At 67.8% G+C, this 14154-nt stretch carries 13 protein-coding genes; 6 read left to right on the top strand and 7 right to left on the bottom strand.

From position 1 onward, the window contains the following. Positions 1 to 20 precede the first annotated feature (20 nt). A complete protein-coding gene (locus BCL79_RS13990; protein WP_121042116.1) occupies positions 21 to 917 on the bottom strand; it encodes a LysR family transcriptional regulator in 897 nt (298 codons plus the stop codon). A gap of 104 nt (positions 918 to 1021) precedes the next feature. Between BCL79_RS13990 and BCL79_RS13985 the strand changes: the two genes are divergently transcribed. Further along, positions 1022 to 2098, top strand: coding sequence for a YeiH family protein (locus tag BCL79_RS13985; RefSeq protein ID WP_121042115.1), 1077 nt, complete (start codon positions 1022 to 1024; stop codon positions 2096 to 2098). Positions 2099 to 2131: 33 nt separating this feature from the next. Beyond that, positions 2132 to 3514, top strand: coding sequence for an ATP-dependent RNA helicase DbpA (gene dbpA, locus BCL79_RS13980; protein ID WP_121042113.1), 1383 nt, complete (start codon positions 2132 to 2134; stop codon positions 3512 to 3514). Between the two features lie 104 nt (positions 3515 to 3618). Here the strand turns inward: dbpA and BCL79_RS13975 are convergent, their stop codons facing one another. The 4 genes from BCL79_RS13975 to BCL79_RS13960 all read right to left on the bottom strand — a co-directional run bounded on the left by BCL79_RS13975 (position 3619) and on the right by BCL79_RS13960 (position 6864). Beyond that, positions 3619 to 4155, bottom strand: a complete 537-nt coding sequence (locus tag BCL79_RS13975; RefSeq protein ID WP_121042110.1) for an adenine phosphoribosyltransferase — start codon at positions 4153 to 4155, stop codon at positions 3619 to 3621. 42 nt (positions 4156 to 4197) lie between these two features. Further along, a complete protein-coding gene (locus tag BCL79_RS13970) occupies positions 4198 to 5763 on the bottom strand; it encodes a protein adenylyltransferase SelO (protein WP_121042108.1) in 1566 nt (521 codons plus the stop codon). Between the two features lie 37 nt (positions 5764 to 5800). Beyond that, the gene (locus BCL79_RS13965) at positions 5801 to 6493 is read right to left on the bottom strand and encodes a glutathione S-transferase family protein (RefSeq protein ID WP_121042106.1); all 693 of its coding nucleotides are present in this window, start codon (positions 6491 to 6493) and stop codon (positions 5801 to 5803) included. A gap of 161 nt (positions 6494 to 6654) precedes the next feature. Beyond that, positions 6655 to 6864, bottom strand: coding sequence for a cold-shock protein (locus BCL79_RS13960; RefSeq protein WP_017356920.1), 210 nt, complete (start codon positions 6862 to 6864; stop codon positions 6655 to 6657). A 301-nt stretch (positions 6865 to 7165) separates the two neighbouring features. Here BCL79_RS13960 and BCL79_RS13955 point away from each other — a divergent pair, with 301 nt between their 5' ends. Further along, on the top strand, positions 7166 to 7633 hold the full coding sequence (locus BCL79_RS13955; RefSeq protein ID WP_121042104.1) for a YaiI/YqxD family protein: 468 nt from the start codon (positions 7166 to 7168) through the stop codon (positions 7631 to 7633). A gap of 168 nt (positions 7634 to 7801) precedes the next feature. Here BCL79_RS13955 and BCL79_RS13950 read toward each other — a convergent pair whose 3' ends face one another. Beyond that, positions 7802 to 8686: a pseudouridine synthase gene (locus tag BCL79_RS13950; RefSeq protein ID WP_121042102.1), complete on the bottom strand. Its 885-nt coding sequence runs from the start codon at positions 8684 to 8686 to the stop codon at positions 7802 to 7804. 41 nt (positions 8687 to 8727) lie between these two features. Here BCL79_RS13950 and BCL79_RS13945 point away from each other — a divergent pair, with 41 nt between their 5' ends. The 3 genes from BCL79_RS13945 (at position 8728) to BCL79_RS13935 (ending at position 12622) form a co-directional block, all read left to right on the top strand. After that, positions 8728 to 9279 carry a YaeQ family protein gene (locus BCL79_RS13945; protein WP_121042100.1) on the top strand — a complete coding sequence of 184 codons (552 nt, stop codon included), beginning with the start codon at positions 8728 to 8730 and terminating at the stop codon, positions 9277 to 9279. Continuing rightward, the gene (locus BCL79_RS13940) at positions 9276 to 10460 is read left to right on the top strand and encodes an NAD(P)/FAD-dependent oxidoreductase (RefSeq protein WP_121042098.1); all 1185 of its coding nucleotides are present in this window, start codon (positions 9276 to 9278) and stop codon (positions 10458 to 10460) included. The genes BCL79_RS13945 and BCL79_RS13940 overlap by 4 nt, the downstream gene beginning before the upstream one ends. A 92-nt stretch (positions 10461 to 10552) precedes the next feature. Then, a complete protein-coding gene (locus BCL79_RS13935) occupies positions 10553 to 12622 on the top strand; it encodes a GGDEF/EAL domain-containing response regulator (RefSeq protein WP_121042095.1) in 2070 nt (689 codons plus the stop codon). 149 nt (positions 12623 to 12771) lie between these two features. Here the strand turns inward: BCL79_RS13935 and fabV are convergent, their stop codons facing one another. Next, entirely contained in the window at positions 12772 to 14031 is a 1260-nt protein-coding gene (fabV, locus tag BCL79_RS13930; protein ID WP_121042093.1) for an enoyl-ACP reductase FabV, read from the bottom strand. Positions 14032 to 14154 lie beyond the last annotated feature (123 nt).

The raw sequence follows: 14154 nt of genomic DNA, 5'->3' as shown, positions 1-14154 counted from the left end.
TCTGGCGGCAACCGCGTCGCTTACTCCTGACCGAACGCGTCCGCGGGCAGCGCCAGCAGCGCCCGCAGCGCCGCGGGCACCCGCTTGCCCGGATGACGTACCACCCACAGCTGGCGCGACATCGGCGGCACCGGCGTTTCCACGACGCTCAAGCTGCCCAGCGCGAGCAGATCGGCCACCGCATGCCGCGACAGGCACGCCAGGCCAAGCCCGGCCGCAGCGGCCTGCTTGATCGCCTCGGTGCTGCCCAGCTGCATGGCGCGGGCAAAGTGGTGCAGGTGCGGCAGCAGCGCCTGCTCAACCGCCTCGCGGGTGCCCGAACCCGGCTCGCGCAGCAGCCAGCGGGCCTGCGCCAGCGCCGCGACATCCATGCAGGTGGGCGTCGTGCCCGGCGCGGCCACGATGACCAGATCATCGCGCTGCCACGGCAGCACCTGCAGGCCGCTTTCATGGCACGGGCCTTCAATCAGGCCCAGATCGACCTCCAGGCGCTGTACGGCCGCGACCACATCTGCGCTGTTGCCGATCCGCAGGTCCACCTGCGCCTGCGGGTTATCGGCCAGCAGCGCGGCGACGCGGGATGGCAGCAGGTAGTTGCCGATCGTGGTGCTGGCCCCGAGCCGCAGCAGCAGAGGCAAGACGCCGGCATTGGACTGCCCTGCGCCGGCCAGCCGCTCCAGATCGGCGGCGGTGACCAGCAGCGCGCGGGCCGGATCCAGCAGCGCCCGTCCCTGCGGGTTGAGCACCAGCCGGCGCCCGATCCGGTCGAACAGTGGGCTGGCCAGCTGGCTCTCCAGTTCATTGAGCGCGGCGCTGGTGGCCGACTGCGATAACGCCAGCTGCGCGCCCGCCGCAGCCGTGGTGCCGGCGTCGGCAATGGAGACGAAAACCTGCCATTGACGGAGGGTGAGGTGCATGACGCCAATTAACGCACTAAACAGGTCGAAATTACAGGAACAATGCGTTTTACAGGTTCATCAGCAACGCGCAGGCTATGCCGGTGCTTTGACTGGAGACCCTTGTGAACACCTCTGCCGCCGCCCTGCCTTCACCCACCACCGCGCAGCGCTGGCGCAGCCGCCTGCCCGGGCTGCTGCTGACCGGCGCCGTTGCGGCTACGGCCATGGGCCTGGCGCCGCTGCCGTGGCTGCAGGCGCACGGCATCAGCGCGCTGACCCTGGCCATCGTGCTCGGCATCGCCGTGGGCAACACTGCCTACCCGCGGCTGGCGGCCCATGCCGGCGCCGGGGTCGGCTTTTCCAAGCATTGGCTGCTGCGGGCAGGCATCGTGCTGTACGGCCTGCGCCTGACCTTCCAGGATATCGGCCAAGTCGGTATCAGCGGGGTGCTGATCGATGCGCTGGTGCTGACCAGCACGTTCGCGCTGGCCTGGTGGGCCGGCACGCGCTGGTTCGGGCTCGAGAAGGAAAGTGCCCTGCTGATCGGCGCGGGCAGCTCGATCTGCGGGGCGGCGGCGGTGATGGCGGCCGAGCCGGTGGTGCGCGGGCGCGCCGAACAGGTGACCGTGGCCGTGTCCACCGTGGTGGTGTTCGGCACGCTCGCGATGTTCCTGTACCCGCTGCTGTACCAGCTCAACCTCGCGCACGGGTGGATCCCGATGACCGCGCAGGGCTACGGCGTGTTCACCGGCTCGACCGTGCACGAAGTTGCGCAGGTGGTCGCCGCCGGCCGCGCCGTGAGCACAGCTGCCGCCGACACCGCCGTGATCGCCAAGATGGTGCGGGTGATGATGCTGGCACCGTTCCTGATCGGGCTGTCGATGCTGCTGGCACGCGGTGGTACGCCGGGGGCGCCGGGCCAGCGCGCCAGGATCGTGGTGCCCTGGTTCGCGTTCGGCTTCGTCGCGGTGGCCGGGCTCAACTCGCTGCAGGTGCTGCCGGCGGCCATCGTCAGCGCGGCGATCGAACTGGACACCGTGCTGCTGGCGATGGCGATGGCCGCGCTCGGTCTGACCACGCATGCCTCTGCGCTGCGCAGGGCCGGGATGAAGCCGCTGCTGCTGGCGCTGCTGCTGTTCGGCTGGCTGTTGGCGGGTGGGTTGGGGATCAACCTGGGCGTGCACGCGCTGCTGGGCTGAGGCACGCCGGGCGGACTTCTGCGACACTACCGCATGTCTGAATTCTCCTCCCTGCCGCTGAAACCAGCGCTGCTGCCCGGCATCGATGCCATGGGCTATACCTCGCTCACCCCCGTGCAGGCCCAGAGCCTGCCGGCCATCCTCGAGCGCCGCGATGTCATCGCACAGGCCCCGACCGGCAGCGGCAAGACCGCCGCCTTCGGCCTGGGCCTGCTGCAGGCGCTGGACCCGTCCGTGACACGCGCCCAGGCGCTGGTGCTGTGCCCGACCCGCGAGCTGGCCGATCAGGTCGGCAAGCAGATCCGCAAGCTGGCCACCGGCATTCCCAATCTGAAGCTGCTGGTGCTGACCGGCGGCATGCCGCTGGGCCCGCAGCTGGCCTCGCTGGAAGCGCACGATCCGCAGGTCGTGGTCGGCACCCCCGGGCGCATCCAGGAACTGGGCCGCAAGCGCGTGCTGCATCTGGGCGGCGTGACCACGCTGGTGCTGGATGAAGCCGACCGCATGCTCGACATGGGCTTTGAAGAGCCGATCCGCGAGATCGCCGGACGCACCAGCAAGGACCGCCAGACGCTGCTGTTCTCGGCGACCTTCCCGGATGAGATCCGCGAGATCGCCCGCGTGCTGCTGCGCGACCCGGTGGAAGTGACCGTGGAAGGCGCCGATCACGCGCCCGCGATCCGCCACCTGTTCTGCGAGACCGAGCTGGCACTGAAGCAGAAGGCGCTGGCCGGCCTGCTGCTCAAGTACACGCCGGAATCGGCCGTGGTGTTCTGCAACACCCGCCGCGATGTCGACGATGTCGCCATTTCGCTGCAGCAGTTCGGGTTCTCTGCGCTGCCGCTGCACGGCGAGATGGAACAGCGCGACCGCGACGAAGTGCTGGTGCGCTTCGCCAACCGCAGCTGCAACGTGCTGGTTGCCAGCGACGTCGCCGCGCGTGGCCTGGATGTGCAGGATCTGGCCGCGGTGATCAATTACGAGCTGCCGACCGATATCGAAACCTATGAGCATCGCGTTGGCCGTACCGGCCGCGCCGGTGCCACGGGCCTGGCGATCAGCCTGGTGACGCACCGCGAGCGCAACCGCGCCGATGCGCTGGAAATGGCACAGGGCAAGCCGCTGGACTGGCAGAAGACGCCGCTGGCCACCGCACGCCCGCCGGTGCTGCCGCAGGCCGCGATGACCACGCTGCGCATCGATGGCGGCAAGACCGACAAGCTGCGCCCGGGCGACATCCTCGGCGCACTGACCGGCGATGCCGGGCTGGCGGCCAAGTACATCGGCAAGATCGACATCTACGCCACGCGCTCGTACGTGGCCATTGCGCGCGAACATGCCGGCCGGGCGATCGGCCAGCTGGAGGCCGGCAAGATCAAGGGCCGCCGGTTCCGCGTCCGCAAGATGGATGTCTGAGCGGTAGAGCCGACCGTTGGTCGGCTGCACGTTCCTCGAGGCGTTCGAGGTGCCGGCCAGCGGCCGGCACTACCGGTGCCGGCACGCCCGCGCGGATTCCCGGATCAATAGACCAGATTGGCCAGCAGCGGGACGTCACTCGTCCAGCGGTCGCGGCCACCGAGGCCGGCCAGTTCCACCAGCACGGCCGCACCGACCACCTCGACCTGCAGCTGGCGGGCCAGCGACAACGCCGCCAGCAGGGTACCGCCCGTGGCGAGCACATCATCGATCACCAGCACGCGTGCGCCGGCCGGCAAGGCATCGGCGTGCACTTCGATGCTGTCGGTGCGGTATTCCAGGGTGTAATCCTGGCGCAGCACCTTGCCCGGCAGCTTGCCCGGCTTGCGCACCGGCACGAAGCCCACGCCCAGCACCCGCGCCATGGCCGCGCCGAGGATGAAGCCGCGCGACTCGATCCCCATCACTGCCTGCAGGTTGGCATCGCGCCAGGGCGCAACCATCGCATCGATGGCGGCCGCGAAATCCGGGCCGTCGGCGAGCAGCGGCATGATGTCCTTGAACAGGATGCCCGGCTTGGGGAAATCGGCGATGTCGCGCAGGCGGCCGGCCCAGGCGGGCGTGGCGGAAGACTCGGTCATGGGTCTGGGAACGAACGGGGTGGCATAGGGTAACCGAGGCGCTTACGAGCTGCAGGACAGCATCGAGCAGCCGGCCTTCACGCGCGCCCACTCGGGCCGCTTGGCCGCGAAGTGTTCGCGCCCCGGCTGCGTTTCATACGGCCGCCGCAGCACCTCCAGCAGCGTATGCACGCCGCTGAGGTCGCCCTGCTCCGCCTGCTCGATCGCCTCCTGGGCCAGCCAGTTGCGCAGCACGTAGCGCGGGTTGGCGCGGCCCATCTGCTGCTGACGCGCCTGTGCACTCAGGCCATCGCCGCGCAGGCGCGTCGCGTACTGCTGCAGCCATGCCTGCAGCGACGGCAGCACCGCGTCGCGACGGGCCGGGCTGTAGAACGCCTCCTCCAGCACCACCACGGAAGGCGATGCAGGATCGAGCGCCATCAGCCCACGGAAGGCCAGGGTCATGTCCATCTCGCCCTCGTGCAGGATCTCCAGCCAGGCGGCCATCAACGCCACATCCTCATCGCGGCAGCTATCCAGGCCCAGCTTCGCGGCGATGTCGGCGCGCTCGCAGGCCGCGTGCACCTGCTGGAAACGCGCCAGCCCGTCATGCAGCGGGGTGACATCCTCGAACAGCGGTGCCAACGCCTGCGCCAGCCGGGTGAGATTCCAGTACGCCACCTGCGGCTGCGTGCCGAAACGATAGCGTCGGCCCTGCGCGTCGGTGGTGTTGGGGGTCCACTCGGGATCGTAATCCTCGACCCAGCCATACGGGCCGTAATCGATGGTGAGCCCGAGGATGGAGAGGTTGTCGGTGTTCATCACGCCGTGCACGAAACCCACGCGCATCCAATGCGCGACAAGCACCGCGGTGCGCTCGCAGATGTCGGCAAACCAGCGCGCATGGCGCGCCTCGCCCGCCTCTGCCAGCGCAGGAAAATCGCGCGCGATGCAGACATCGGCCAACTGCCGCAGCAACGTCGTGTCACCGCGCGAGGCCGGCAGTTCGAAGCTGCCGAAGCGGATGAACGACGGCGCGACGCGACACACGATCGCGCCGGGTTCGGCTTCAGGGTGACCGTCGTAGAACATGTCGCGCACGACGGCATCGCCGGTGCCGACCAGACTCAGCGCGCGCGTGGTCGGCACGCCGAGGTGATGCATCGCTTCACTGCACAGGAACTCGCGGATGGACGAGCGCAGCACCGCACGCCCGTCGGCGCCCCGCGAGTACGGTGTGCGCCCGGCGCCCTTCAACTGCAGCTCCCAGTGCGCACCGTCCGGGGTGAGCAGCTCGCCCAGCGAGATCGCACGGCCATCGCCGAGCTGCCCCGCCCAATGGCCGAACTGATGGCCACCATAGTTGGCCGCCCACGGTGCCATCCCGGCATACAGCGCATTGCCGCCGAACACCCGTGCGAAATCCTCGCTCTCGATCAGGTCCTCGCCGATGCCCAGCAGCGTGGCCACCTCCGGCGAGTACGCCAGCAGCTGGGGCGCGGCGACCGGCGTCGGCATGACCGACGACCACGCAGCCTCGCGCACCTCGCGCACGCGCGGGCCGGTTTCCGGGTCGCCGGGCAGGTCACGGATGAAACGGTTGTCGAAACGCAGGGGCTGGGTGCTCATCGGTATGAAATGGGGGCAGACCGGCTGCCCCGCAAGTTCAGCGCGAACCGCCGCCGAGGTTCAACGGACCGCCGCGCTCCACCGCACGTTGGTAGGCCGGGCGCTGCTCGATCCGGGCCAGGTATGCCTGCAGCCGTGGGTAGGCGGCCATGTCGCCACCGCGCGCGGCGGCGGCCTGGATCGGGAAGCTCATCTGGATATCGGCGGCGGTGAAGCGCTCACCGGCGAACCACGGCGACTGGCCGAGCTCGCGTTCCATCCAGTCCATGTGCAGCTTCACCTGCGGACGCACGAAGCCGTTGAGCGCCTTGTCGGCGATGGAGCGCGCGATCGGCTTGGCGAAGAACGGCATCGGCGCATTGCGCAGCCGCGAAAACACCAGCGTCATCACCAGCGGCGGCATCGCCGAGCCTTCGGCGTAGTGCATCCAGTAGCGGTAACGCACGCGCTCGGGGGCCTGGGCCGGCATCGGCTCGGGGGAGAGCTGGCGGCCGCTGTCGTAGCGGTCGGCGAGGTATTCCAGGATCGCGCCGGATTCGGCCAGCACCAGCGCGTCGTCCTGCAGCACCGGCGACTTGCCCAGCGGGTGCACGTCGCGCAGCGCCTGCGGCGCGAGCCAGGTCTTGGGATCGCGCTGGTAGTTGACGACCTGGTACGGCAGGCCCAGCTCTTCGAGCATCCACAGCACGCGCAGCGAGCGCGAATGGTCCAGATGGTGCACCTTGATCATCGAGGGTTCCGCAGGGTCAAAGCGGCATCGTAACCGGGCGACGGGAACGATGACGTCTTCAACGGGATCTGCGTCGACGATGGCCGAATGCCGCCCAATAAAAAACGCCGGAAGCTTTCGCTTCCGGCGTTTTAGGCGACCTTACGGTTGCGGGGGGTCGATTAGACCGCCTGCACCTGGTCAGCCTGCATACCCTTCTGGCCCTGCACGGCGACGAAAGTCACCTTCTGGCCTTCCTGCAGCGACTTGAAGCCGGTGCCCTGGATCGCGCGGAAATGCACGAAGAGGTCCGGGCCGCTTTCCGGGGTGATGAAGCCGAAGCCCTTGGCGTCGTTGAACCACTTCACGGTGCCCTGCTGACGATCAGACATGTACTAACTCCTGAAACAATAGTTGAAATAATCGCGGCCGCCGCGTATCGGAGCCGAGACTGAGTTGCAGGCGTTGGTAAAGCGGATCGATGAGCAGATCGTGAGATCAACTGCACCAGGCCACGATTCACGGTGACCCTAGCAAACACAGTGTGGGTGACGATACTCGTGTTTTACCGAAAAAGCGATAGCTGGTTGATTCAGCCATCCTCCCCCTCCCGCCTGACAGGACAAGGGGTCGGGCGATCCTACACGAAATCGCACCCCCTATTCAGATTTTTCCTACCTTAAGATCAGCCAAATGACTGATGCCCCGACCCCTAAAGTTCACATCTGGGTGGACGCCGACGCTTGTCCGGCCGTCATCAAGGAGATCCTGTTCCGTGCCGCAGAGCGTGCCGGGATCGAGATGACCCTGATCGCCAACCACTGGCTGCGGACCCCTCCGTCCCGTTTCATCCGCTCCATCCAGGTTCCGCCGGGCCTGGATGTGGCCGACAGCGTGATCGTGGAACGGGTCCAGCCGGGCGATCTGGTCGTCACGCAGGACATCCCGCTGGCGGCCCTGGTGTTGGACAAAAAGGCCGTCGCATTGAACCCGCGCGGCGACCTGTACACCCCCAACAACATGGCCGAGCGGCTGTCGATGCGCAATTTCATGGAGGAACTGCGCGGCTCGGGCGTTCAGACAGGCGGCCCTCCGCCGCTGCATGCGCGCGACAAGCAGGCCTTTGCCGCGCAACTGGACCGTTGGCTGGCCAAACGTTAAGGCTGATGAACCGTCAGCACCCTGATGAACCGCTGGCCGGCTGAGGGTTCGGTGTGGAAAGGGTCCGGCATGGCTGAGGGGCCGGTGTCGGTAGAGCCGGCCGCTGGCCGGCTCCTCCGTCGCATCTGGTGACCACCACAGATCCCGGCAGCCGGCCAGCGGCCGGCCCTACAGGTGAAGCGACAACCCGCTGGCGAACGTGCGCCGCTCCCCGGTCAACGGGTCATCGAACGCCAATTCCTTGGCCAGCAGCTGCAGCGGCGCGTCCGCCGGCGCATCCGCGTGCAGCTCCGGGTACAGGTCGTCCCCCAGGATCGGGGCGCCCAGCGCGGCCATGTGCACGCGCAGCTGGTGCTTGCGGCCGGTCACCGGGTGCAGTCGGTAGCGCCAGACCGGTCCGGTGCCGTCGATCACCTCGATGCGAGTCCGCGCATTGGGCTCGCCGGGCTCCTCGGCCATGCGGAAGAACGGCTCTCCCGGGACCAAGCGGGTCTGCCGCTCCAATGGGAACGGCAGTTCGGGCAGTCCCGGCGCCAGCGCTTCGTACACCTTCTCGATGCGCCGCTCGCGGAACAGGCGCTGGTAGGCATCGCGGCTGTCTGGCCGGGTGGAGAACAGCACCAGCCCGGCGGTCAGGCGGTCCAGGCGGTGCAGCGGCACCAGATCCCGGTTGCCGGTGCGCGCCACCAGCCGGGCCAGCAGCGTCTCGCGCACGTAGCCGCCGGCAGGGGTGACCGGAAGGAAGTGCGGCTTGTCGGCCACCAGCAGGTGCGCGTCCTGGTGGACGACGGCCTCGGCGAAAGGAATCGCCGGCTCATCAGCCACCTCGCGGAAATACACGATCTCCAGCCCCACCTGCCAGGCCTGATCCGGCGCGAGCGCCCTGCCCTGCGCGTCCTGCACCCGCCCCCGGGCGAAGCGGTCTGCCCACTGCGCGCGGTCGATGCGCGGAAAGCGCGCGCACAGCCCGTCCAGCAGGCTCGGCCAGTCGCCGGGGGGCAACTGCAGGCGGCTGGGTGCGGGGGCAACGAGGATCGGATCGGACGGGCTCATGGCGAACCATTATCATGGCGCTCTTTGTTTCAGGTATCCCCATGGCCCTCACCGCCACCATCCGCAAGGCCGAACTGCAGATCAGCGACATGGATCGCGGCTATTACGCCAGCCATACGCTGACGCTGGCCCAGCACCCGTCCGAGACCGATGACCGCCTGATGGTGCGCCTGCTCACCTTCGCGCTGAACGCCGATGACCGGCTGGAGTTCGGCCGCGGCCTGAGCGTGGACGACGAGCCGGACCTGTGGCGCCGCGATTACACCGGCGACATCGAGCTGTGGATCGAACTGGGCCAGCCCGACGATTCGCGCCTGCGCAAGGCCGCTGGCCGCGCGCGTGCGGTGCAGCTGGTCACTTACGGCGGCCGCGCCGCCGACATCTGGTGGGACCGCAACGCCTCCGCGCTGAAGAAGCTGTCCACGCTGGAGGTCATGGACCTGCCGGGCGAGTTCGTCACCGAATGGGGCGCGCAGATCGAACGCACGATGCAGTGGGACGTGCAGATCCAGGACGGCGAAGTGCAGTTGACGTCCGACAAGGCGCAGCTCAGCGTCATCCCCACCTGGCGCAAGCAGAAGCCGCAGGCGTGAGTGTGATCCGCTGTGATGTGCTGGTCATCGGGGCCGGTGCTGCCGGGCTGATGTGTGCGATGACCGCAGGCAAACGCGGGCGCCTGGTGCAGGTGATCGACCATGCCAACAAGGTTGGCAAGAAGATCCTGATGTCCGGCGGCGGGCGCTGCAACTTCACCAACACCGGCACCACGGCGGCCAATTTCCTGTCGGCCAATCCGCACTTCTGCAAATCCGCGCTGGCCCGTTACACGCCATACCATTTCATCGAGATGGTGGAGCGGCACGGCATCGCGTATCACGAAAAAGAGCTGGGCCAGCTGTTCTGCGATATCTCCTCCAAGCAGATCGTGAAGATGCTGGTGGACGAATGCCTGGCCGCCGGCGTGCAGATCCGCACCGACTGCGGCGTGCAGAAGGTGGAGCGCGGCGCGGACGGCTTCCACGTGCACACCACGCAAGGGCATTTCCATGCCGCCTCGCTGGTGGTGGCCACGGGTGGCCTGTCGATCCCGAGCATGGGCGCGACCGGCGTCGGCTATGAGCTGGCCCGCCAGTTCGGTCATGAGGTCCTGCCGACCCGCGCCGGGCTGGTGCCGCTGACCCTGAGTGGCAAGCATCAGGAGCGCTTCAACGACCTCTCCGGCGTGGCCCTGCCGATCGAAGCGCGCTGCAACGGCACCGAGTTCCGCAACTCCATGCTGATCACCCACCGCGGCATCAGCGGCCCGGCGATCCTGCAGATCTCCTCGTACTGGCAGCCGGGCGACGAGCTGCGGCTGGACCTGCTGCCGGGCCAGGACGCGCTGGAGTGGCTGCGCAGGATGAAGGCCGAACGCGGTGCCGCCGAACTGCGTACGGTGCTCTCGGAGGTGTTGCCGCGCCGGCTGGCGCTGCGCCTGTGCGAGCACTGGCTGCCGGACCGGCTGGTGCGCCAGATCGACGAGCCACAGCTGCGCGAGGCGGCCGAGCTGCTGCAGAATTTCCCGCTGGTGGCCAGTGGCACCGAGGGGTACCGTACCGCCGAAGTGACGCTGGGCGGGGTCGACACCCGCAAGGTGTCCTCCAGTACGTTTGAATCGCACGTGGTTCCCGGCCTGCACTTCATTGGGGAGGTGCTGGACGTGACCGGCTGGCTGGGGGGCTACAACTTCCAGTGGGCCTGGGCCTGTGGCCATGCCGCGGGCAGCGTGGCCTGAGCCGGAACCAGCGTGCCATGATCGGCTACCGTTTGCCGCATGGACGTAGTCACACGCATCGTGTATCAAGTTTGCAGTCCGGGGAGTAGTGAATGCAGAACGCGAATGACATGACGGTCCGCCTGCTGATCGTGGACGACAGCGGCGAGAACGCCGAGACCATCGTCAGCACGCTGCGCAACAGCGGCATCGCGGTGCGCCCGACGCGCCCGCAGCACAGTGAGGAACTGGCCCAGGCACTGGGTACCCAGCCGATCGACCTGGTGCTGGTCGCCGCAGCGCAGAGCATCCCGCTGCTGCACGTGACCCAGCAGATCGCGGCCAGCGGCAAGGACATCCCGATGATCCTGCTGGCCGAATCGATCAACGAAACCGAGTGGGTCGAGGCCGGGGCCAATGGCATCCGCGCCATCGCCCTGCGCCACCGCCCCGAGCACCTGCTGGCGGTAGTGCGCAACGAATGGACCGATCTGCATGCGCGCCGCGGGCTGCGCCGGATCGAGGCGCAGATGCGCGAGACCGAGCGCCGCTGCGACGCGCTGATCTCGTCTTCGCGCGACCCGATCGCCTACATCCATGAAGGCATGCACATCCGGGCCAACGAGGCCTATCTGGAGATGTTCGGCTACGAAACCTTCGACGATGTGGAAGGCATCTCGCTGCTGGACATGGTCGCCCCGCAGCACGTGGACGGCTTCAAGCAGCTGCTCAAATCCATGAGCAAGGGCGATGCGCCACCGCCGCAGTACCAGGTGGATGCGCGCAACCAGGACGGCGCGGTGTTCCCGGCCACGATGGAGTTCACCCAGGCCAGCTACGAGGGCGAATCCTGCCTGCAGGTGGTGTTCCGCCGGCGCATGGAGTTCGATCCGGAACTGGCGCGCGAGGTGGAGGACCTGCGCCAGCGCGACCAGGTCACCGGCCTGCTCAACCGCCCGACCTTCATGTTGCACGTCGAGCATGCGGTGGCCCAGGCCGGCCGCAGCGAGGGCCAGTTCGGCCTGCTGCTGATCGAGCCGGACCATTACGCGCGCCTGCTGCCGGAGATCGGGCTGGACTCGGCCGATGCGCTGATCGGCGCCCTCGCCCGCGTGCTGGCCCAATCGGTTGGCGACACCGCACAGGTGGCCCGCTTCGGCGAGCACAGCTTTGCCGTACTGACCGAGGCCCCCTACGCGCAGACCGTCGCCCTGGCCGACCATATCCGTGAGGCCTTCGCCGCGCAGGTGTTCAGCATCGGCGAGCGCTCGGCCACCGTGACCGTCAGCGTGGGCGGTGTGCAGGTGGGCGAGAAGATTGCGAGCATCGGTCAGGTGCTGGCGCGCGCGACCGAGTGCACCCAGGCCGCCCTGGAACTGGGCAACACCACCCGCGTGTTCGATCCGGCCGCGGTGGATCGCGTGGAAGAAGAGCGCATCCAGCACTGGGTGGCACGCATCCGCCAGGCCTTGGCCGGCGATGGCTTCCAGCTGCATTATCAGCCGGTGCTCAGCCTGCAGGGCGAGGCACTGGAGTTGTACGAGGCCTACCTGCGCCTGGACCACAACGGCGAGCTGCTCAGCCCGAACGCGTTCCTGGGCATCGCCGAGGACCATGGCCTGCTGGCCGACATCAACCGCTGGGTGGTCACCCACGCGATCGGCATGCTCGCGGCGCGCAAGCGCGAGGGCCATGTGACCCACCTGATGGTGAAGATCACCCCGGAGTCGTTCAACGACCCGCAGATGATCGCCACGCTCCGGCGCGAACTGGAGGCGCAAGGCGTGCCGGGCGAACAACTGTGGCTGCACGCGCCGGAGGCCAAGGTGTTCACCCACCTGCGCAATGCCCAGCAGTTCCTGGCCGCGGTCGCCCCGTTGGGCTGCCGGATCGGCCTGGAGCAGTTCGGCTCAGGACTGGATTCGTTCCAGCTGCTGGCGCACTTCCAGCCGCAGTTCCTCAAGCTGGACCGCGACTTCACCTCCGACTTCGCCCGTACGCGCGAGCACAGCGAGAAGATCAGCGAGATCACCGCGCGTGCGCAGGCCGCCAACATCCGGACCATCGCCGAATTCGTCGCCGATGCCAACTCGATGAGCCTGCTCTTCAGTGCCGGCGTGGATTACGTGCAGGGTGAGTTCGTCGGCCCGGCCGGCCCGGTGATGAATTTCGATTTCAGTTGACGGGATGCGTCACGACCCACGGTCGTGACCTGCCGTCTCCCGCGCATCAGGAGCCGCACCGCCCGGGCATCAACGGACGCGCCGCGCGGCCATCCGGGCACGCACCGCACCGGTAGATGCCGACCGTTGGTCGGCATCCCTCCTTCCGATCAGGCCATCTCGACCAGGTTCGGAATCTTCACATCGGTGGCGACATCGGCGTCGTAATCCACGCCCTCCACGCCGAACCCGAACAGACGCAGGAAGTCGGCCTTGTAGCCGGCCAGATCGCTGATCTCGTACAGGTTCTCGTTGGTCACCTGCGGCCACAGCGCGACCACCTCGCCCTGCACCTCCGGTGCCATTTCCTTGTAATCCGCGCGCAGGCGGCCGGCGTCATCGATCAGCGCGACCTTGCGCCCGCCATCGGCGACCAGATCGTGACGCAGGCGCTCGGATGCGGTGCCCGCGTCCTTGCCGCCGTAGAGGATGTCGTACAGGGTATCGAGCTGCTCGATGCAGCCTTCGTGCGTGCCCTTGGCCTTCATCACCTTGAACAACAGCGACAGGTACAGCGGCATGGTCGGGATCGCCGAGCTGGCCTGGGTGACCACCGCCTTGAGCACCGACACGCGCGCATCGCCACCGATCGGGGCCAGCTTCTGGCGCAGGCCGACGACCTTCTCGTCCAGGTCCTTCTTCGCCGCACCGATGGAGCCGTTCCAGTAGATCGCCTGGGTGATCTCCTCACCGACGTAGGTGAAGGCCGTGGTGGTCGCGCCCTCGGCCAGCACACCGGCCTCGAGCAGCGCATCGATCCACATCTGCCAGTCTTCGCCGCCCATGACGGCGACGGTGCCGGCGATCTCTTCCGGCGTGGCCGGCTCGATCGTGGTCTCGGTGATCACTTCCTTGTCCGTATCCAGGCCACGCAGCGTGATCGGCGCACCGATCGGCTTGAGCGTGGAGCTGATCACTTCACCGGTCTTGGGATGCTTGCGGCGCGGCGCGGCCAGGCTGTACACCACCTGGTCGACCTGGCCGAGGTCCTGCTTGATCAGCTCGATGACCTTGGCCTTGACCTCATCGGAGAACGCATCGCCGTTGACGCTCTTGGCGTACAGACCGGCCTGATCGGCGTACTTATGGAACGCGGCGGTGTTGTACCAGCCAGCGGTGCCGGGCTTGGTCTCGGTGCCCGGGCGCTCGAAGAACACACCCAACGTGGCGGCATCGCTGCCGAAGGCAGCGGTGATGCGCGCAGCCAGCCCGTAGCCGGTGGAGGCGCCGAGCACCAGCACCTTCTTCGGGCCGTTGGTGATCTTCGGCTTGGACTGGATGTAATCGATCTGCTGCTTGACGGCCGCATCGCAGCCGACGGGATGGGTGGTGACGCAGATGAAGCCGCGCACACGCGGTTTGATGACCATGTAAACCTCGAGGGGGACTGGCGCAGGGCGGACCGGCGCGATGAAAAGGGAGGTCGCGCGCCACCGGAGCGGCTGCGCGGAACGCAAGGGATCGTAGTGCGCAGCGCTGCGGAGTACAACCGA

The organism is Stenotrophomonas rhizophila, assembly GCF_003651185.1.
GTDB lineage: Bacteria > Pseudomonadota > Gammaproteobacteria > Xanthomonadales > Xanthomonadaceae > Stenotrophomonas > Stenotrophomonas maltophilia_Z.
The sequence above is the reverse complement of the archived record's forward strand: the minus strand, read 5'-3'. Positions and strand labels throughout refer to the sequence as shown.

Bases quoted from the DNA above. Each gene is read 5' to 3' on its own strand.
- BCL79_RS13990 (WP_121042116.1), bottom strand. From the start codon at position 917: ATGCACCTCACCCTCCGTCAATGGCAGGTTTTCGTCTCCATTGCCGAC.
- dbpA (WP_121042113.1), top strand. From the start codon at position 2,132: ATGTCTGAATTCTCCTCCCTGCCGCTGAAACCAGCGCTGCTGCCCGGC.
- BCL79_RS13975 (WP_121042110.1), bottom strand. From the start codon at position 4,155: ATGACCGAGTCTTCCGCCACGCCCGCCTGGGCCGGCCGCCTGCGCGAC.
- BCL79_RS13970 (WP_121042108.1), bottom strand. From the start codon at position 5,763: ATGAGCACCCAGCCCCTGCGTTTCGACAACCGTTTCATCCGTGACCTG.
- BCL79_RS13965 (WP_121042106.1), bottom strand. From the start codon at position 6,493: ATGATCAAGGTGCACCATCTGGACCATTCGCGCTCGCTGCGCGTGCTG.
- BCL79_RS13960 (WP_017356920.1), bottom strand. From the start codon at position 6,864: ATGTCTGATCGTCAGCAGGGCACCGTGAAGTGGTTCAACGACGCCAAG.
- BCL79_RS13955 (WP_121042104.1), top strand. From the start codon at position 7,166: ATGACTGATGCCCCGACCCCTAAAGTTCACATCTGGGTGGACGCCGAC.
- BCL79_RS13950 (WP_121042102.1), bottom strand. From the start codon at position 8,686: ATGAGCCCGTCCGATCCGATCCTCGTTGCCCCCGCACCCAGCCGCCTG.
- BCL79_RS13945 (WP_121042100.1), top strand. From the start codon at position 8,728: ATGGCCCTCACCGCCACCATCCGCAAGGCCGAACTGCAGATCAGCGAC.
- BCL79_RS13935 (WP_121042095.1), top strand. From the start codon at position 10,553: ATGCAGAACGCGAATGACATGACGGTCCGCCTGCTGATCGTGGACGAC.
- fabV (WP_121042093.1), bottom strand. From the start codon at position 14,031: ATGGTCATCAAACCGCGTGTGCGCGGCTTCATCTGCGTCACCACCCAT.